This is a genomic window from Stenotrophomonas maltophilia, from assembly GCF_023518235.1.
Taxonomy (GTDB): domain Bacteria; phylum Pseudomonadota; class Gammaproteobacteria; order Xanthomonadales; family Xanthomonadaceae; genus Stenotrophomonas.
Genome location: NZ_CP090423.1, coordinates 2,894,816 through 2,912,376 on the forward strand (window position 1 = coordinate 2,894,816; position 17,561 = coordinate 2,912,376).

The window sequence follows — 17,561 nt, forward strand, 5'->3', positions numbered from 1 at the left end:
TGTTGTATAGATTTCTAGACCGCAAAGTGTAGCGCACCAAGGGCTTTCGTCACTTGGCTACGCTGGCGTATGGACGCAAGCGGCCAGTGTCCGCAAGGGGCTTGCAAGCGCCCTTGATGTCCCTGCGGCGGGCCTTGGCGGCTGCGTGGGCTGTCGCTTACGGGCCGCTGCGCCCATGTGCAGGACGCAGTGTTACTGCTGCCGATGACGGTTGTGGGGCAACTCCGGCACCGCCGTAGGTGGGCGCCGGGCAGCGGTTCTGAACCGGCGACAACGTGTCGCACCTGCCTCTGGATTGCCGCTGGCCATGGGCCCAGGGTGGCCCGTGAGTGATGGGCCCGGTGGCCCTGCTCCCTTCCACAGCATCGCCGGGGCGCCTCGCAAGGGGCGCCCCTTTTACCGTGCGCGCCGTCGGCCGTGGCCCAAAACAGATCTGCTTGTGGCCGGATCGATGATTGCCGGCTTCGACATATCGATATATCGTTTGCACACTCGTTTACCGATATATCGAAATGAGCCGTTCCCCTTCTCCCCGAGCCCGTTCCACCGATTCGGCGGTGCCACGCCGCAACGGCCAGCCGCGGGTACTCAGCCGTGGTGACCTGCGCCTGCTGGTGCTGGCCCTGATCGGCGAGCAGCCGCGCCATGGCTACGAGCTGATGCAGCTGATCAGCAACCAGTTCATGCAGGCCTACACGCCCAGCGCCGGCACCATGTACCCGCTGCTGGCCAGCTTCGAGCAGGCCGGCTGGATCGAGGCCGAGGAAGTGGATGGCAAGCGGATCTTCCGCATCACCGCCGCCGGCGAGTTCGAGCTGAAGGTGCAGCGCACCCAGGTGCGGCTGGCGCAGCGACGCGCCTTCGACCGCGCCCGCGAGATCACCAAGGCCTCGCTGCCGCCGCCGCTGGCCAGCGCCCTGCGCGAGTTCAAGCGGGCGCTGGTGCACCACCACGGCCGCTGGGCCGAGGGTGAGGCCGACGAAGTGGCGGCGCTGCTGACCCGGGCCTCGGCCCTGCTCAACGGCACCGCCGGTAACGAGACACCCCCGCTTTCAACGACCCAGCCAGACTGATTCCAGCCAGGTCCTCCCCTACGCCGCGCACCACTGCGCGACACCTTTGCAGGTACCCCCAATGACCGAACACAACAACACGCGCCTGCGCCTGGATGTGCGCTTCCGTGAACTGACCGTGCTGCGCACTGAAGAAGTCACCCCGCACATGCGCCGCATCGTGCTGGGCGGCGACGACCTGGCCGGTTTCGATTCGCCCGGCGCCGACGACCACATCAAGCTGTTCTTCCCCAATGCCGCTGGCGAGATGGTGCTGCCGGTGCTGACCGCCGAAGGCCGCAGCTACCCGGAGGGCAAGGAGCCCTCGCCCGCCCGCGACTACACCCCGCGCTGGTGGGACCACCAGACTGGCAAGCTGGCCATCGACTTCGTGCTGCACGACCAGGGCATCGCCGGGCCGTGGGCCGAACGCGCGCAGCCGGGCGACCCGCTGGTGATCGGCGGCCCGCGCGGCTCGTTCGTGGTGGCCGACAGCTACGACGCCTATGTGCTGATTGGCGATGAGACCGCGCTGCCGGCCATCGCCCGCTGGCTGGACGTGCTGCCGGACGGCGCCGAAGTGCAGGCCTACATCGAAGTGAGCGATGAAGCCGAACGCCAGGACCTGCCGCAGTACGAGAACGTGCGCATCCACTGGCTGGAGCGCAACGGCTTCCCGGCCGCCAGCAGCACGTTGCTGGAGGACATGCTGACCGACTTCGAGGCCCCGGACGGCGATGCCTTCTACTGGATCGCCACCGAATCGCGCCGCGCGCGGATGATGCGCAAGTTCATCGAAGGCCACCTGGGCGTGCCGCGCGATTGGATCCGTTCGACCGGCTACTGGAAAGCCCACCCGGACGAAACCGACGGCGACTGACTGCATGCACCTGGGTAGGTGCGGACCGCTGGTCCGCACGCTCTCCGACAGGTAGTGCCGGCCGCTGGCCGGCAACCTCATGAACCTTCGGCAGGAACCTGCAGCTGCCGGCCAGCGGCCGGCACTACCACGCCGGCCGCCACCTTCCGCGTCCATCCGAACCGGTGCGCGGCCCAGATCTCCAGCGCCACCAGCAGCAGGATCAACAGCCACGGCAGCAGCAGCCCGAAGTACACACCGGGCATCATGCCGTTGATCTGCGCCTTCACCAGCCGCAGCACGCCGCGCGTGTGCAGCAGCTCATCCACGTGCATGGTCAGGGCCTCACGCACCACCTTCGGCTCCACGCCCAGTGCGCCCGCCTTGTCCACCAGCGTGTCTTCCACCAGGCCACGCAGCACGCCTTCGCGCACCTTGCCGATCACCCAGCCCGTGGCACGTGCCAGTATGCCGTCGCCCAGGCGGTCCAGTGCCGGCAGCGGATGCTCGCTGAGGTAGGCCGAGGCCACCGCATCGGCCACATCGCCCACCGTGCCCTGGCTGCGCAGCGCCTCGCGCATGCGCGGGTCGTCCAGCGAATCGGTGAAGCCGTGGCTCCATTCGGCCACCAGGGTCTGCAGGTGCGGCTGGAAATGGTCCAGCTGCTTGAACAGCGCGCGGTGCGCACCGGCGGTGAAGCCCAGCTGCAGACCGAAGAAGGCGGTGGCCAGCGGCAGCAGCACCATGTAGCTGGCCAGCAGCCAGTGATGCCAGCGCTTGCGCCGCTGCAGCCAGCCGCGGCGGCGCAGGCCATACCACACGGCCAGGCCGGCGATGAGCCCCAGCAACGTGCCCAGCACGCTGCCCAACGCCAGATCGAGCACGCTCAAGCCGGCCCAGAATTCGTTCAACCAGTACTGCGCGTCCTGCATGGGTCGTTCTTCCGTGAATGAAACAGCGGCCCATTGTAGAGCCGAGCCCACGCTCGGCTGCTCTCCCAGCCGCCATTGATCAGTTCCCCGCGCCACGCGCGATGAGCCGGGCATCGGCTCGGCTCTACAGGCGTGCCGCCCCGCCCCATCCAATGAAGGCCGAAAGTACCCCGGATCAACGCAGGGGCCGGCGAGCAATGCGACAATCGCGCTCCTTTCCTGCAGCAACGAGGCCCACATGGCCAAACTGACCCTGGCCAGCGTGGACGCGCTGCGTACCCGTTTCGCCGATGATGCCGCCTGCGACACGGCGCTGGCCGCGTTCACCGACACCGCCGCGCTGCGCGCGCCGCTGCGCGACCTGGTGGAGGCGCAGCACCGCTACCTGCAGGCCGAGTTCGAAGTGGCGCAGGTGGCCGATGTGCTGCGTCGCGACCAGAAGTACGCGCCGGTGGGCCGCCCGTCGGTGCACATCGTGCAGCTGCGCAAGCAGCAGGCCGCGACCAAGCAGGCGGCGTTGATCGCCCGTCAGGTGGTGGCGCAGGCGGCGCAGACCTTCGTGCGCGTGAGCGGGCTGACGGTGAAGGCCAAGCAGAGCCCCAGCGAGGCGTGCGTGGCGTGGATGGGCGCGCTGCGCTGAGGGATCGTGCGGACCAACGGTCCGCCCCCACCAGATGCAGGTCCGCACCTACCGGGTAGTGCCGGCCGCTGGCCGGCAACCCCATCAGCAGCGGGCACCTCGCATGCAGCCGGCCAGCGGCCGGCTCTACCGGAACCCAAAAAGAAGGCCCGCTTTTCAGCGGGCCTTCTGCCTTCTCACGACGAGTGAGCGGGGTGCATCAAGCCGCCGGCTTTTCGCCAGTGGCTTCGGTGGTGATGCGGATCTTCACTTCATCGCTGACGTTCGGAGCATAGGCGCCGACGCCGAAATCGCTGCGCTTCAGCGTGGTGGTGGCATCGAAGCCGGCGGCCGGAACCTTGGCCATCGGGTGCTCGCCGCCGCCGTTGACGGTGACGTCCAGGGTGACCGGCTTGGTGATGCCCTTGATGGTCAGGTCGCCGGTGACGGTCAGCTTGTTGGTGCCCGCCGCTTCCACCTTGGTGCTCTTGAAGGTGGCATCAGCAAACTTGGCGGCGTCGAAGAAGTCGGCGCTCTTCAGGTGCTCGTCGAACTTGGCGGTGAAGCTGTTCAGGCCGCTCAGCGGCAGCTTCACTTCCACGGTGGACTTGGTCACGTCTTCGGCGTTGTACACCAGGGTGCCTTCCACGTTGCCGAAGTGCGCGCTGGGGTTGGAGAAGCCGAAGTGGCTCCACTGGGCCAGCACGTCGGTGTGGCTCGGGTCCAGCTTGTAGGTGCCCGAGGCGATCTTGATCGCTTCGGCGGCCGGGGCGGCAGCGGCAGCATCGGCGGCCGCAGCAGCCGGGGCAGCGGCCTGTTCGGTGGTGGCCGGGGCGGCAGCATCAGCGGCCGGGGCAGCGGTATCGGCCGGCTTGGAGCAGGCGGCGATGGCCAGGGTCAGGGCCATCGGCAGCAGCAGTTTACGGGTGGCGCTCATCTGAGGAACTCTCCGGATCGTAGGGTGGGTACACGGTGCAGCAAGAGCCCGCCGAGCGACGGCGGGCCCGAAACCGATACAGCGACTTACGCGATGCGCGCCGCTTCGTCGAACGACAGGCGCGGCAGACGCGGGAACAGGCCCGCCGAGTCACCGTAACCCAGGTTGACCAGGAAATTCGACTTGATGGCGGTGCCGGCGAAGAACGCCTCGTCCACCTTGGCATTGTCGAAGCCGGACATCGGGCCGGCATCCAGGCCCAGCGCGCGCGCGGCCAGGATCAGGTAGGCGCCCTGCAGGCTGCCGTTGCGGATGGCGGCTTCGTGGCGGCCTTCACGCGGGCCCTCGAACCAGGCCTTGGCATCGGTGTGCGGGAACAGGTACGGCAGCTTCTCGTGGAAATCCAGGTCGAAACCGATGATGACGGTGACCGGGGCGGCCATGGTCTTGTCGTGGTTGCCTTCGGACAGGGCCGGGGCCAGCTTGGCCTTGGCCTCGGCCGACTTCACGAAGACGAAGCGGGCCGGGGTGGTGTTGGCTGCGGTCGGGCCCCACTTCACCAGCTCGTACAGTTCCTGCAGCAGGCTGTCGGACACCGGCTTGTCGAGGAAGGCGTTCTGGGTGCGGGCGGTACGGAACAGCTGGTCCAGGGCGGCAGCGTCAAGCGCGTGGGACATCGGTGGATCTCCAGGGCGGCTAAGGGAAGTCAGTGCCCGCGGGCGGCGCGGGGCGAATCGACGAGCCGCAGTGTAGAGTGTCGCGACTGTTGCAACACCCAGCAGGGCTGAAACGAATTAATGCCAATGGTGAAACGATCGAGCGCGCCCTGGACGGTCACCGACGGCCGCGCGGGCAATGTCCGCCAGGCGGTCGCGCTGGCCTCGGCGCTGCGCCAGGGCACCCATCGGCCGCTGCTCCTGCAGCCGCGTGCACCGTGGCGCTGGCTGTCACCTCGCCGCCTGCCCGGTGATGTGAATGGCTATGGCGAGGCATTGGCGACACTGGCTGCCGACCCGCCGGCATTGGCGATCGGCTGTGGCCGCCAGGCCGCCGGTGCCCTGCGCGTGCTGCGTGCACGCGGCAGCCAGGTGGTGCAGATCCTTGACCCGCGCCTGGGCGCGCGCCATTGGGATGTGGTGGTGGTGCCCGAGCACGACCGCCTGCGCGGCAGCAACGTGCTGACCCTGCTCGGCAGCCTCAACCCGGTGGACGACGACTGGCTGGCCTGGGGCCGCGCCGCGTTCGCCGGCTTCAGCACGCTGCCCGGCCCGCGCACCGCACTGCTGGTGGGCGGCCCTACGCCGCTGGCGCCGTGGGACGAGACCGCGATGGTCGGTGTGTTCCGCGCCCTGGCCGAGCAGATCCGCAGCGAAGGTGGCAGCCTGCTGGCGACCACCTCGCGACGCACGCCGCCGGCGCTGGCCGAGATCCTGCGCGCGACCTTCGCCGACCTGCCGCACGTGATCTGGGGCGACGGCGGCGACGGCGTGAATCCGTATGGCGGCCTGCTCGGCTGGGCCAACCGCGTGGTGGTATCGCCCGATTCGGTGAACCTGCTCTCTGAAGCCTGCGCCACGCGCATGCCGGTGATGGTGGCGCTGGCCGACACCGTGCAAGGGCGGCTGGCGCGCTTCCAGCAGCAGCTGCGCGAACGCGGGCGCTTGCAGCCGAAGTGGCTGGATTGGCAGTACGAGCGCATCGAACCACTGCGCGAAACCGCGCGGATTGCCGCCGAGGTAAAGCAGCGCCTGGCACTACGGTAGTGCCGGCTGCTGGCCGGCACCACCTGATCGCCCAGCGATTTTTGAACATCTCGATCGGGCCGCACGGTTAGAGTCCAGCTTCCCCCATCGGACCGGATGTCCCCATGCGTACCCTGCTTCTGCTGCCGCTGGCCCTGCTCGCCGCGTGCTCCACCGCGCCCACCGAGCTGGACCCGATTTCCTACCAGTGCCAGCAGCAGCTGGATGCGTACCGCGAGCAGCCGGCGCTGCGCAATCCGCGCGACGAGCGCCCGCCACTGCCGGTGGCACCGATCAGCGAGGCCTGCGACCGCGAGCTCAAGCGCAAGGGTGTGGACCGCCCGCTGCGCTGACCGGCGTATGATCAGCGCGCGGCCCTGACCGCCGTTGAAGGTACCGACATGGATCGTTTCTATCGCCTGCCCCGCGCCGCGCTGCTGTTCGCCAGCCTGCTGGCGACCACACCCGCCTGGGCCAACAGCACCGAGTGCCGCGAGCACTACCCCAGCGTGGCGTCGCAGGCGGCGATGCTGGACGTTGCCTGGACCACCGCCGAACGCCTGGACGCGCTGCCCGAGGTGGACGTGGTGGTGGCCGCGCGCGGTGGCCAGGACCTGAGCCGTTACGGCCTGCGCCACAGCCATCTGGCCTTCCTGCTGCGCGACGACGACGGCCGCTGGCGCGCGATGCACCTGCTCAACCGCTGCAAGACCGACAGCTCGCAGCTGTACCACGAGGGCCTGGGCAACTTCGTCGGTGAAAGCGCGGGGCATACCGATGTGCGCATCGGCATCCCTTCGCCGGCGTTGCGTGCGGCGCTGAAGGCGATGCTGGCCGCGCCGTCGATCCAGCCCAAGGCGCTGCACGAAACCCGGTACAACGTGGTGGCCTATCCGTTCGCCACCGATTACCAGAACTCCAACCAGTGGGTGCTGGAAGTGCTGGCCGCAGCAATGGCACAGGCCGACGGCGCGCCGGCCATCGTCAAGCGCGAACAGGCCCAGCAGTGGCTGCGGCAGCAGAAGTACCAGCCCAGCGTGCTGCATATCGGCCTGGGCAAGCGCGTGGGTGCGCGCCTGTTCGTGGCCAACGCCACCACCACCGATCATCCCGCCGGCGAACGCATCTCCGGCAACTACTCGGTGGTGACGGTGGAATCGGTGTTCGACTTCCTGCACCAGCGCAGCCAGCTGCAGCAGGAACTGGTGATCCCTCATGTGCCGGTGGCTGGTGCTGCCGCCGCCGCGCCCTGAATCCTTTCCATTTTCCTCGCTCCCTGGAGGTCTGCATGTTCCGTTGCCTGCGTGTTCCCGCGTCCGCCCTGCTGCTGTCCGCACTGCTGGTGCCCACCGTCCATGCCGGCGCTGCGCCGCAGTTGAACAGCAGCCAGGCCAGCGTGATCGTCACTTCGTTCGTGGTGCTGTCGTTGCCGCTGGCGGCCTCGATGGGCCTGTCCGAGCTGTCCAAGGCGCCGTTCGAAGCCAGCGAGCGCCACGGCAAGGCCACCCGCACCAAGGCGGTGCCGCTGCCGCCGATGGAGGTGAAGAAGGTGGAGACCACGCCGCAGGGCGAGCGCAAGGTGCAGTTGCAGGTGCCCGACAAGGCCGACCAGACTGCCACCCTGCACTGGCCGGTTACGCCGAAGGACCAGGACCCGACGGCGGCCTTTGTGGTCGGCCAGCAGGTGCGTTTCGAGCCGACCCCGGCCGGTGCCGGCTGGAACGTGAAGGGTGCCCAGGGCCAGACGCTTGCCTACGTGCCCACCGCCTACGCCGCCGGCGATGTGATGAGCGAAGCGCTGTAAAGCTGAACGGCCGGTTTTGGCTTTGCCGCGGGCCGGGCGGATAATGGGCGATTCCCCTTGTCCCCCTGGCTCGCCATGTCCGTGCGTCCTGCCCCTGTCTTTGCCCCGCTGACCCCGAGCGCCCTGGTGCTGGCGGTACTGGCGATGGGCGCGGTGGTGCTGCTGTCGAACGTGCTGGTGCAGTACCCGATCAACGACTGGCTGACCTGGGGTGCCTTCAGCTATCCGGTGGCGTTTCTGGTCAGCAACCTGATCAACCGCCGCTTCGGCCCGGGCCCCGCACGCCGCGTGGCGTGGATTGGTTTCCTGGTGGCGGTGGTGTTGTCGGTGTGGGTGGCCACGCCACGTATTGCCATTGCCTCGTGCTCGGCGTTCATCGTGGCGCAGCTGCTGGACATCACCGTGTTCGACCGCCTGCGCCGTGGCAGCTGGTGGCGCGCGCCGATGGTGGCCACCACCTGCAGCGCGACGGTGGACACCACGATCTTCTGGTCGATCGCGTTTGCCGGTTCGGCGCTGCCGTGGGTGAGCTGGGCCGCCGGCGACCTGGCGGTGAAGCTGGCGATCGGCGTGTGCCTGCTGGCCCCGTTCCGCGCGCTGTTGTGGAAGATGGCGCCGCTGCGCACCGCCGGCTGACCGCCATCGCTCTGGCAGGTGCCGACCGTTGGTCGGCACGCTCTCGCCGGGGTCATGAGCCCTGAGGGCCTGTGCCAACCGAGGTTGGCGCCTACCAGAAGCGGGCCATTGCCCAGCCATCGCTGCCGGTCAGGCGAACGGCAACTCCGCCTCAACGCACGCCGAAGTGATCGCCGCGCAGGCCTGTTCAATGGCCGGGGTGGTCGCTGCCAAACGTGGCCGCCGATCCAGCGTGCAGGCCAAACCCACCTCCAGCAGCGTGGCATGTGCGCTGTGCAGCGCCTGCGCAGTGCCATCGGGCAGGAAACCGGTAACGGCCAATGCATCGATCAATGATGGCGTATCACGCGGCTGCAGCAGCGCCGCATGCTGCGCGCTGCGCGCCAGCACGCCGGTCTGCAGCAGGAACTCCAGGTCCACCACGCCACCGGCGCCCTGCTTCAGGTCCAGCCGCGCGGCATCACTTCGGTCCAGCTCGGTGCGCATGCGGCCGCGCATCTTCAACACATCGGCATACAGCGTGGCCTGATCGCGTTCGCGACCCAACGTCTGCGCGCGCACCTGCTCGAAGTCGGCCAGCAGGCTGGCATCACCGGCCACACCACGCGCACGCACCAGCGCCTGGTGTTCCCAGGTCCAGGCGCGTTCGCGCTGATACTCGGTGTAGCTTGCCAGCGAAGACACCAGCGAACCCTTGCCGCCATCCGGGCGCAGGCGCACGTCGATGTCGTACAGGCGCCCGGCAGCGGTGACCGCACCGAGCAGGGCCATCACCTTCTGCGCCAGGCGCGCGTACCAGCGCCCCGGTTCCAGCGGGCGCGCGCCATCGCTGGCATCCACCCCGGCCGGATTGTCGTGCAGGAACACCAGGTCCAGATCGGAACCGAAGCCCAGTTCAAGACCACCCAGGCTGCCGTAGCCGATGATCGCGAAGCGGCCGCCGGGAATCTCGCCGTGCGCGGCGCGCATGTCCGCCTCGGCCATCGCCAGCACCGTGATGACGACGGCCTGTGCCAGCTCGGCCAGTTGCCGGGTGCTGTCCACCGCGCCCTGACGGCCGTCCAGCGTGGCCATCGCCATGCGGAAGCTGAGCGCCAGCCGCGTCTCGTTGAGCCAGCGCAGCGCGGATTCGGGATCCTCCACCGAGAGCACCTGCCGGCACTCGGCCAGCATGCCGTCCGCATCCGGCATCGGCCCGGACACGCGCACGTCCAGCAGTTCGTCCAGCAGCAGCGGATACGCCGCCAGCCGTTCGGCCAGCAATGCGCTGCGCGCCAGCACGTCCACCAGCCGCGCCAGCGCGCTCGGCTGTTCGTCCAGCAGCGCCAGATAACTGGTCCGGCGCAGCACCGCCTGCAGCAGGCCGAGCACGCGCTTGAGCGCCGCGTCCGGTTGCGGCGAGCGCGTGGCCGCATGCAGCAGCGCCGGCAGCACGCGGTCCAGGCGTGCGCGTGCGGCGTCGGACAGCGATTTCACGCCGGTGCCCTGGGCGAAATCGCGCAGTGACTGGTCGGCGCCGTTGGCATCGAGGAAACCGGCTTCGGCCAGCAGCGGTGCATCGCTGCCGTCGGGCAGGCTGCGCCAGTAGTTGGCCAGCGCGTCAGGCGCGGCCTGTCCTTTGCGCGGTGCCAGCAGCGCGGCGAATTCGGTACTGACCCGCTGCTGCTGCACGGCCAGCGCCGCGCGCAGCACGTCCCAGTCCGGGTAGCCGAGGCCGATGGCGATGCGCTCGCGGTCCAAGGCATCGCTGGGCAGCACGTGGGTCTGCGCGTCGCGCAGCATCTGCAGGCGGTTTTCCAGGCGGCGCAGGAACAGGTAGGCCTCGCGCAGCGCGGCGCCATCCTCCGCCGCGATCTGCCCGGCGGCCACCAGTGCCTCCAGCGCCACCAGCAGGCGGCGCTCACGCAGCGCCGGCTCGCGGCCGCCACGGATCAGCTGCAGCGCTTGGCACAGGAACTCGATCTCGCGGATGCCACCGGCACCACGCTTGATGTCTTCATGCAGTTCGCGGCGCGCGACCTCGGCGGTGATCGCCGCCTTCATCTCGCGCAGGCCATCGAGCGCGGTGAAATCGAGATAACGCCGGTACACGAACGGGCGCAGGGTCTGCAGCCATGCTTCACCGGCAGCGATATCACCGGCCACTGCACGCGCCTTCAACCAGGCATAGCGTTCCCAGTCGCGGCCCTCGCGCTGGAAATACTGGTCCATCGCCGCAAACGAAAGTGCGACGCGGCCAGCGCTGCCGAACGGGCGCAGGCGCAGGTCGACGCGGTGGCTGAAGCCATCGACCGTGGTTTCGTCCAGCAACTTGGCCAGGCGCTGGCCGAGGCGGGCGAAATACTCTTCGGCGGCCAGTGCGCGCGGGCCGTCGGATTCACCGCCGTGCGGGTAGGCGTAGACCAGGTCGATATCGGAACTGAAGTTCAGCTCGCCGCCGCCGAGCTTGCCAAGGCCGAACACCACCAGCTGCTGTGGGTGGCCCTCGGAATCACAGACCACGCCGTGGCGCTGCGCGAACTCCTGCTGCAGGGCCTCCAACGCCAGCCGCAGGCAGTCTTCGGCCAGGGTGGTGGCACCGGCCAGGGTCTGCGCCACGTCGTCCAGACCGGCCAGGTCGCGCCAGATCAGCCGCGTGGACATCGCCGCACGCCAACGCCGCAGCTGTGCCGGCCAGTCGCTGGGCTGCAGCGGGTCGAGCACCGGCGCCGGGATCGGCGGGCAACCGGGGGCAGCCAGCTGCGCCAGCAGGGCCGGCTGGCGCACCAGCGTATCGAGGGCGAAGTCGCTGGTCACAGCCAGCCGGATCAGCAGCGGCTGCAGCTCGACCGTGACGGGCTCGGGCAAAACCTGGGTCAATCGCGACAGCGCGCGGTCGACGAGCGGCTGCAGGGAGGCGGGCAGTTCAGCGGGGGCGAGGGTCATGGGCTGATTGTAGCGACCCGGTGCTGCCGGCCGCTGGCCGGCAAATCCGATGATCCTGCCGAAGGTTGCTGGGGTTGCCGGCCAACGGCCGGCACTACCGGTAATGGAGGTCGCGTATTCATTCTGGGCGACAGGCAATAAAAAAGCCCGCTTGCAGCGAACTGCCAGCGGGCTCTGCTCCCTCCCCCACGTCGGGATGCAGGGCCATCGTGCGGGCTGCGAAAGCACTTTGCACGCTGCACTGCAAAACAGAACCGGTGGGTATGGGTGAGCCCTGTGGGGAAAAGCCATTCCACGAAGGTAGAACCCCCCGTACGGATGAGGATGGCCGATAATCGGGTTTCCCCCCAGAAACACTGTCGTCATGTCTGTTGATCGCATCGCCAACGCGCGTCTCCGTGACCGCGTGGTCTCCGCCGAGGCCGCAGCCGCGCTGATCCAGCCCGGTGAAACCGTGGCCATGAGCGGCTTTACCGGCTCCGGGTATCCCAAGGCCGTTCCCGTCGAACTGGCCCGCCGCATCGAAGCGGTGCACGCCCAGGGCAACCCCTTCCAGATCAAACTGATGACCGGCGCCTCCACCGCGCCGGAACTCGATGGCGCGCTGGCCAAGGCCGATGGCATCGCCATGCGCATGCCGTTCCAGAGCGACCCGGATGCGCGAAACCGCATCAACGAGGGCAAGCTGGATTACATCGACATCCACCTCAGCCACGTGGCCCAGCACGTGTGGTTCGGCTTCTACGGCGAGATCGATACCGCGGTGATCGAAGTGTCGGCCATCCGCGAAGACGGTTCGCTGGTGCCCTCCACCTCGGTGGGCAACAACAAGACCTGGCTGGACCTGGCGAAGAAGGTGATCGTCGAGGTCAACGAGTGGCAGCCGGCCGGCGTCGATGGCATGCATGACATCTACTACGGCACCGCGCTGCCGCCGCACCGCAAGCCGATTCCGCTGGTGAACGCCAACGACCGCATCGGCGATACCGCGCTGCGCTGCGACCCGGACAAGATCGTGGCGGTGGTGCGCACCAACGGCCCGGATCGCAACAGCCCGTTCAGCCCGATCGATGCCACCAGCGAACAGATCGCCTCGCACCTGATCGAGTTCCTGCAGCACGAAGTGAAGAAGGGCCGCCTGCCGCCGAACCTGCTGCCGTTGCAGTCGGGCGTGGGCAATATTCCCAATGCGGTGCTGGCCGGCTTGGCCAAGAGTGGTTTCCGCGACCTGGCCGCGTTCACCGAAGTGATCCAGGACGGCATGCTCGACCTGCTGCGCGACGGCGTGCTGAGCTATGCCTCGTGCACGGGTTTTGCGCTGAGCCCGCAGGCCAACGAGACGTTCAAGGAGCACATCGATTTCTACCGCGAGCGCATCATCATGCGCACGCAGGAGATCTCCAACCATCCGGAACTGGTGCGCCGCCTGGGCTGCATCGGCATGAACGGCATGATCGAGGTGGACATCTACGGCAACGTCAATTCGACGCACGTGATGGGCACGCGGATCATGAACGGCATCGGCGGTTCGGGTGACTTTGCCCGCAACGGTTTCCTGTCGGCATTCCTGAGCCCGTCCACCGCCAAGAACGGCACCATCTCGGCAATCGTGCCGATGGCCAGCCACGTCGACCACACCGAGCACGACGTGTCGGTGATCGTCACCGAACAGGGCCTGGCCGATCTGCGCGGGCTGACCCCGCGCAAGCGCGCGCAGGTGCTGATCGACAACTGCGCGCACCCGGATTTCCGCGCGCAGCTGCAGGACTACTTCGACCGTGCCAGCCGCGAGAGCTACGGCAAGCACACCCCGCACCTGCTGCCCGAAGCGCTGTCGTGGCACCAGCGTTGGCTGGATACCGGCACGATGAAGGGCTGACGCCCGCTTCTGTAGAGTCGAGCCATGCTCGACTCTCCTTCCCCGTGCAGCCGAGCATGGCTCGGCTCTACAAAGGGGCAGCAGCATGACCCCAGGTACGGACATCGGGTAGAGCCGGCCGCTGGCCGGCTTCCGCAACAGCCGGCCAGCGGCCGGCTCTACCTTCAGGCGGTGCGCAGCGCCGCCAGCGATTCGGCCTGCAGCCGCTCGTAGATCTCGAACTCGTCATTCACCGCCACACCCAGCGCCTGTTCGAATGCCTCGCGGTTGGCATGCGCGGCATAGGCGCGCTGCTCCTCGCCGCCCAGGTTCGACTGGAAAATGCCCGCGGCACTGACCGGCAGGAAATCTTCGTAGACGATCGGGTCGGCCGTGGCCAGGCCCGCGGCCACCAGCACTTCGGCGGGCAGATCGGCCACGCGCTCCGGTGCGGCGCGGCCAGCGTCGGTCAGCTGGTAGCGGTAATAGCCCAGCCCTTCCTGGCGCAGGGTGTCGTGGTCATCCGGGAAACTGGCAAACACCGCCTGCAGGCGCTGGCCGTAGTCGCCACCGGTGCTGCCGGCTCCACCGGCATCGCGCGCCTGTGCCAGCAGCTGGTCGTACAGCGCGCGGCCCTTCGGGGTCAGGGCCAGGCCGCGCTGTTCGATCTCGCCGAAACGCGCGGTGTGGGTGCCGGCATCGCCGCCTTCGCTGTCCGGGAAGTGCACGGCCTCTTCCAGCGCCTTGAAGCTGGTCTGGCGCAGCAGGATCGGACAGTCACGGCGCGGCGGGCCTTCGATCACCGCCTTGGCCGCCATGCCATGCTCGATCATCGCAGTCTGCGCGGCATCGATGTCCAGCGTACGTGGGGTCAGGTGGTTGATGTGCGGGCCACGGAAGCTCACCACGTCGGCCACCAGGCGGTGCGCGTTGTGCAGGGCGTGGTAGGTCGGCAGGTCGACGGTGGCATCACCATGCCAGCGGAAGGTCTCCAGCGCCTGCTCGACAAAACGCTCGGCATCGGCCTGTGACAGGCCACCGTCACGCTCGGCCTGCTCGATCAGCGCCAGCGCGCCGTCGGTGAAGATGCGGCGGCGGGCAAGGATCGTTGCCGATTCGGCACGCAGCGCTTCGTCTTCGATCAGCTCCAGGCGCAGCAGCGAGGTGAACACGCGGAACGGGTTCTGCGCCAGCGCGGCGCCGGTGAGCGGGCGGAACGCGGTGGAATGCACCGGCACACCGGCCACCGACAGATCGTAGTAGCCCACCGGGTACATGCCCATCACCGCGAACAGGCGGCGCAGCGTGGCCAGTTCCTGCACGGTGCCAACGCGGATGGCGCCATGGCGCTCTTCATCCAGGCGCGCGCGCTCGTCGTTGCGCTGCAGCTGCGCGGCCAGCGCCGGGTCCTGGGCCAGCACCTGCGCGTTGATCCGCTCCACCAGTTCCACCAGCGTGCCGTACAGCGGCACTTCGGTGCGGTACATGCGGGACATGGCCTGTGCGAACAGGCGGCGGATCACATCAGGCGAAACGAAAGAGGCGCTCATCAGTCACTCGATTACGGGAACGGGGAACAGCTCGGGCCCGTATTGTCGCCGGAGCGCGGGGCGGCGGCGATATGCAGAGCAACATGAAGCAAACCGGTAGTGCCGGCCGCTGGCCGGCAACCCCCGGACTGCTCCTGGTAGGTGCGAACCCTGGTTCGCAGTGCTTCTGCACCGGCCCCTGGCAGTTCCGTGCGAACCAAGGTTCGCACCCACCGGACGCGGCCCGGCATTACCGGTTGAGCTGACGCTTCAGGGTGGCATCCAGGGTGATCGGCCGGTCCCAGTGCTGGTAGCTGGCCACGATGGCATGGCGTACGGCGCGCACATGCACGTTCTGCGGTTTCACCGGCATCCGCTTCACCACCGCCTCCCAGCCGCCCTCCGGGTTCTGGCTGAACGCACGCACGCTGTCGCGGCAGGTCTGGCCACTGGCCTTGGCCCAGAAACAGGCGAAATAGATGTCCCCGGCCTGCCAGCCATGCGTGGTGAACAGCGCGCTGATGTAGCCGCGTGGCACGCCCGCATAGCGCGACACTTCGTCAAGGAAGGCGTCGGGGTAGCGTTCGGCGTAATGGTTGATGTCCTGCAGCTGGTCATCCACCCAGCTGTCGCCGGTCTCCACCTCATACGCGGCCGAACGCTCGGCGGTCTGCTGGGCCAGCACGGTGGCCGGCGCCAGCAGCAGGGACAACAGCAGTGCGCGCAGTCGCAGGTTCATGGCCCGATTCTGCCGCAGCCGCCCGTTCCTGTCAGGCCGCAGCAGCGGCCTTGGCCTCGATCGCGGCCAGCGCGGCCGGCCAATCGTGGGCGCTGTCGGCGGTGACCATGCGCGGCTCGTCCTCGGCCACGCCGTGCTGGGTCTCGTGCGCCCAGGTCACCGCGTACGGCGTATGCACGCCCCAGCCACCGAGGGTGACCACCGGCTCGATATCCGAACGCAGCGAGTTGCCGACCATCACAAAGCGCTGCATCGGCAGGTCGAACTCGGACAGCACGCGGGCGTAGGTTTCCGGATCCTTCTCGGAGACGATCTCGATGCGCGGGAACAGCTCGGCCAGGTTGGCGACCTTGATCTTGGCTTCCTGATGGAACAGATCGCCCTTGGTGATCAGCACCACCGGGTAGTGCTCGGCGATGGCCGCCACCGCTTCGCGCACACCGTCGATCAACTCGACCGGATGCCCCAGGGTGGCATGGCCGATATCGAGGATGCGCTGGATGTCCTTGGCTTCGATGCGCTGGCCGGTGATGTCGATGGCCGCTTCGATCATCGACAGGGTCATGCTCTTCACGCCGTAGCCGAAGGTACCCAGGTGGCGCTGCTGCACTTCCAGCAGGTGGCGCGCGGTCTGGGTGTCATGCACGTCGACGTAGCGCGACAGCAGGTCAAGATAATCCTGCTCGGCCTTGCGGTAGTAGTCCTCGCTCTTCCACAGCGTATCGTCACCGTCAAAACCGACCAGGCCGATGGCGCGCGACGGCGCAGGCGTGGAGGTATTCATCGGCCAAGGATACAGGGGCCATGGTGACGAGAAAAACCCGGGCGGCCGCAGCCGCCCGGGTTCCCATACGCCCCGATGCAGGTGTTACCTGCCCTGCGCGCCCTGCGCAGCGCCGCCCGCACCCGCCTGCTGGGCGGCCACGTAGGCCTTGTACTCATCGGCGCTCAACTCGCCGTCCTTGTTGCTGTCGGCCTGGTCGAACACCTGTGCCAGACCCGCGTTCACCTGCGCCTCGGTCTTGCTGATGGTGCCGTTGCCATCGGTATCGATGCTGGCCCAGGTCTGGCCACCGCCATTGGCCTGCGCCGATGCCGCCGCGGCCGCATTGGTCGCCTGGTCAGCAGCCTGACCCGCCTGAGCCGCTGCCTGCTGGGCCTGCGCGGCCTCGTTCTGCGCCTGCGCGGCCTGCTGCTTGGCCGACTGCGCCATCGCCGGAATGGCCAGTACGCTGCCGGCGGCGACGATCAGGGCGATCAGGGGCTTGCGGTTGCGAATAGTCATCAGGGGTGTCTCCTACCTGTTGGATGGTGTTGCGCGGCCTGTTGTCTCCGCACGGCACCTACCCTGCCACCGCCTTTCTGAATCGATTTTGCGCTGCGACCGGCGCCCACACGCGCGATTAACCACTGGCCCGCGCGCATGCATTAGTGCGCTGGTTAGCGGCGGGTGAGTGGCTCATAAGATGCGCATTCAGTGCGCCCGGATTTAACCGGGTGCCAACGAAAAACCTGCGTCAGTCGACGGTTTTTTCCGATGACCGCGAACTGAACATCACCCATCCCAATGCCACACCGGCCAGCGCGCCGGCGATTTCCAGCACCACGCGGCTGCCCAGTTCGTTCGGATCGTGGATGGTGGACAGGAAGATGCGCGCGTACAGCGGTGATTCCAGGCGCACGATGCCCATGTAGAACAGCTTCCACGCATCGATGCCCGCCGAGATCACCACCGAGATGACGCAGGACCAGCCAATCGCATGGCCCATCGGCCAGTGCAGCAGCCGGCACAACCGCGACCACAGCAGGTACACCAGCAGGCCGGCCAGCAGAGCGATGGCGCCCGCTTCCAGGGTACCGAGCAGGCCGAAGTGCAGGGGAAGGTTCATCGGGTGGGCAGCGGTGGGAAGGCGGCCAGTGTAAGGGGTA

The 17,561-nt window shown here is 68.0% G+C and carries 18 protein-coding genes; 9 read left to right on the forward strand and 9 right to left on the reverse strand.

The features are described 5' to 3' along the window. Positions 1-512: 512 nt before the first annotated feature. Positions 513-1,073: a PadR family transcriptional regulator gene (locus tag LZ605_RS13610; protein WP_249842104.1), complete on the forward strand. Its 561-nt coding sequence runs from the start codon at positions 513-515 to the stop codon at positions 1,071-1,073. A 61-nt stretch (positions 1,074-1,134) separates the two neighbouring features. Next, a complete protein-coding gene (locus tag LZ605_RS13615) occupies positions 1,135-1,932 on the forward strand; it encodes a siderophore-interacting protein (RefSeq protein WP_249842105.1) in 798 nt (265 codons plus the stop codon). 77 nt (positions 1,933-2,009) lie between these two features. Here the strand turns inward: LZ605_RS13615 and LZ605_RS13620 are convergent, their stop codons facing one another. Then, on the reverse strand, positions 2,010-2,843 hold the full coding sequence (locus tag LZ605_RS13620; protein ID WP_249842106.1) for a hypothetical protein: 834 nt from the start codon (positions 2,841-2,843) through the stop codon (positions 2,010-2,012). Between the two features lie 238 nt (positions 2,844-3,081). On the opposite strand from LZ605_RS13620, the gene LZ605_RS13625 reads away from it, so the two are divergent. Beyond that, positions 3,082-3,483, forward strand: a complete 402-nt coding sequence (locus LZ605_RS13625; protein WP_249842107.1) for a hypothetical protein — start codon at positions 3,082-3,084, stop codon at positions 3,481-3,483. Positions 3,484-3,682: 199 nt separating this feature from the next. On the opposite strand, the gene LZ605_RS13630 is transcribed toward LZ605_RS13625, so the two are convergent. Beyond that, entirely contained in the window at positions 3,683-4,399 is a 717-nt protein-coding gene (locus tag LZ605_RS13630) for a YceI family protein (RefSeq protein ID WP_249842108.1), read from the reverse strand. Positions 4,400-4,485: 86 nt separating this feature from the next. Beyond that, the gene (locus LZ605_RS13635; protein ID WP_107232144.1) at positions 4,486-5,076 is read right to left on the reverse strand and encodes a malonic semialdehyde reductase; all 591 of its coding nucleotides are present in this window, start codon (positions 5,074-5,076) and stop codon (positions 4,486-4,488) included. A 126-nt stretch (positions 5,077-5,202) separates the two neighbouring features. On the opposite strand from LZ605_RS13635, the gene LZ605_RS13640 reads away from it, so the two are divergent. From LZ605_RS13640 to LZ605_RS13660, 5 genes are all read left to right on the forward strand, one after another. After that, positions 5,203-6,162 carry a mitochondrial fission ELM1 family protein gene (locus LZ605_RS13640; RefSeq protein ID WP_249842109.1) on the forward strand — a complete coding sequence of 320 codons (960 nt, stop codon included), beginning with the start codon at positions 5,203-5,205 and terminating at the stop codon, positions 6,160-6,162. Between the two features lie 104 nt (positions 6,163-6,266). Continuing rightward, entirely contained in the window at positions 6,267-6,494 is a 228-nt protein-coding gene (locus tag LZ605_RS13645) for a hypothetical protein (protein ID WP_107232142.1), read from the forward strand. A gap of 48 nt (positions 6,495-6,542) precedes the next feature. Next, positions 6,543-7,394: a DUF2145 domain-containing protein gene (locus LZ605_RS13650; protein ID WP_249842110.1), complete on the forward strand. Its 852-nt coding sequence runs from the start codon at positions 6,543-6,545 to the stop codon at positions 7,392-7,394. 35 nt (positions 7,395-7,429) lie between these two features. Beyond that, entirely contained in the window at positions 7,430-7,945 is a 516-nt protein-coding gene (locus tag LZ605_RS13655) for a hypothetical protein (protein WP_249842111.1), read from the forward strand. Positions 7,946-8,020: 75 nt separating this feature from the next. Beyond that, positions 8,021-8,581, forward strand: a complete 561-nt coding sequence (locus LZ605_RS13660) for a queuosine precursor transporter (protein WP_249842112.1) — start codon at positions 8,021-8,023, stop codon at positions 8,579-8,581. 129 nt (positions 8,582-8,710) lie between these two features. Here LZ605_RS13660 and glnE read toward each other — a convergent pair whose 3' ends face one another. Beyond that, positions 8,711-11,506, reverse strand: coding sequence for a bifunctional [glutamate--ammonia ligase]-adenylyl-L-tyrosine phosphorylase/[glutamate--ammonia-ligase] adenylyltransferase (gene glnE / locus LZ605_RS13665; protein WP_249842113.1), 2,796 nt, complete (start codon positions 11,504-11,506; stop codon positions 8,711-8,713). A 364-nt stretch (positions 11,507-11,870) separates the two neighbouring features. Between glnE and LZ605_RS13670 the strand changes: the two genes are divergently transcribed. Then, positions 11,871-13,385 carry an acetyl-CoA hydrolase/transferase family protein gene (locus LZ605_RS13670; RefSeq protein WP_249842114.1) on the forward strand — a complete coding sequence of 505 codons (1,515 nt, stop codon included), beginning with the start codon at positions 11,871-11,873 and terminating at the stop codon, positions 13,383-13,385. A gap of 164 nt (positions 13,386-13,549) precedes the next feature. Here LZ605_RS13670 and hglS read toward each other — a convergent pair whose 3' ends face one another. The 5 genes from hglS to LZ605_RS13695 all read right to left on the reverse strand — a co-directional run bounded on the left by hglS (position 13,550) and on the right by LZ605_RS13695 (position 17,521). Next, complete coding sequence (hglS, locus tag LZ605_RS13675; protein WP_249842115.1) at positions 13,550-14,914, reverse strand: 2-oxoadipate dioxygenase/decarboxylase HglS; 1,365 nt, start codon at positions 14,912-14,914, stop codon at positions 13,550-13,552. A 229-nt stretch (positions 14,915-15,143) separates the two neighbouring features. Beyond that, the gene (locus LZ605_RS13680; protein ID WP_249842116.1) at positions 15,144-15,632 is read right to left on the reverse strand and encodes a hypothetical protein; all 489 of its coding nucleotides are present in this window, start codon (positions 15,630-15,632) and stop codon (positions 15,144-15,146) included. Between the two features lie 31 nt (positions 15,633-15,663). After that, positions 15,664-16,416 (reverse strand): HAD family hydrolase, encoded by a 753-nt coding sequence (locus LZ605_RS13685; protein WP_249842117.1) that lies wholly within the window; start codon positions 16,414-16,416, stop codon positions 15,664-15,666. Positions 16,417-16,500: 84 nt separating this feature from the next. Further along, complete coding sequence (locus LZ605_RS13690) at positions 16,501-16,917, reverse strand: EF-hand domain-containing protein (protein ID WP_249842118.1); 417 nt, start codon at positions 16,915-16,917, stop codon at positions 16,501-16,503. 232 nt (positions 16,918-17,149) lie between these two features. Beyond that, the gene (locus LZ605_RS13695; protein ID WP_249842119.1) at positions 17,150-17,521 is read right to left on the reverse strand and encodes a hypothetical protein; all 372 of its coding nucleotides are present in this window, start codon (positions 17,519-17,521) and stop codon (positions 17,150-17,152) included. Positions 17,522-17,561 lie beyond the last annotated feature (40 nt).

Excerpts from the sequence above, each read along its gene's own strand:
- LZ605_RS13610 (WP_249842104.1), top strand. The coding sequence starts at position 513 with ATGAGCCGTTCCCCTTCTCCCCGAGCCCGTTCCACCGATTCGGCGGTG.
- LZ605_RS13615 (WP_249842105.1), top strand. The coding sequence starts at position 1,135 with ATGACCGAACACAACAACACGCGCCTGCGCCTGGATGTGCGCTTCCGT.
- LZ605_RS13620 (WP_249842106.1), bottom strand. The coding sequence starts at position 2,843 with ATGCAGGACGCGCAGTACTGGTTGAACGAATTCTGGGCCGGCTTGAGC.
- LZ605_RS13625 (WP_249842107.1), top strand. The coding sequence starts at position 3,082 with ATGGCCAAACTGACCCTGGCCAGCGTGGACGCGCTGCGTACCCGTTTC.
- LZ605_RS13630 (WP_249842108.1), bottom strand. The coding sequence starts at position 4,399 with ATGAGCGCCACCCGTAAACTGCTGCTGCCGATGGCCCTGACCCTGGCC.
- LZ605_RS13635 (WP_107232144.1), bottom strand. The coding sequence starts at position 5,076 with ATGTCCCACGCGCTTGACGCTGCCGCCCTGGACCAGCTGTTCCGTACC.
- LZ605_RS13640 (WP_249842109.1), top strand. The coding sequence starts at position 5,203 with ATGGTGAAACGATCGAGCGCGCCCTGGACGGTCACCGACGGCCGCGCG.
- LZ605_RS13645 (WP_107232142.1), top strand. The coding sequence starts at position 6,267 with ATGCGTACCCTGCTTCTGCTGCCGCTGGCCCTGCTCGCCGCGTGCTCC.
- LZ605_RS13650 (WP_249842110.1), top strand. The coding sequence starts at position 6,543 with ATGGATCGTTTCTATCGCCTGCCCCGCGCCGCGCTGCTGTTCGCCAGC.
- LZ605_RS13655 (WP_249842111.1), top strand. The coding sequence starts at position 7,430 with ATGTTCCGTTGCCTGCGTGTTCCCGCGTCCGCCCTGCTGCTGTCCGCA.
- LZ605_RS13660 (WP_249842112.1), top strand. The coding sequence starts at position 8,021 with ATGTCCGTGCGTCCTGCCCCTGTCTTTGCCCCGCTGACCCCGAGCGCC.
- glnE (WP_249842113.1), bottom strand. The coding sequence starts at position 11,506 with ATGACCCTCGCCCCCGCTGAACTGCCCGCCTCCCTGCAGCCGCTCGTC.
- LZ605_RS13670 (WP_249842114.1), top strand. The coding sequence starts at position 11,871 with ATGTCTGTTGATCGCATCGCCAACGCGCGTCTCCGTGACCGCGTGGTC.
- hglS (WP_249842115.1), bottom strand. The coding sequence starts at position 14,914 with ATGAGCGCCTCTTTCGTTTCGCCTGATGTGATCCGCCGCCTGTTCGCA.
- LZ605_RS13680 (WP_249842116.1), bottom strand. The coding sequence starts at position 15,632 with ATGAACCTGCGACTGCGCGCACTGCTGTTGTCCCTGCTGCTGGCGCCG.
- LZ605_RS13685 (WP_249842117.1), bottom strand. The coding sequence starts at position 16,416 with ATGAATACCTCCACGCCTGCGCCGTCGCGCGCCATCGGCCTGGTCGGT.
- LZ605_RS13690 (WP_249842118.1), bottom strand. The coding sequence starts at position 16,917 with ATGACTATTCGCAACCGCAAGCCCCTGATCGCCCTGATCGTCGCCGCC.
- LZ605_RS13695 (WP_249842119.1), bottom strand. The coding sequence starts at position 17,521 with ATGAACCTTCCCCTGCACTTCGGCCTGCTCGGTACCCTGGAAGCGGGC.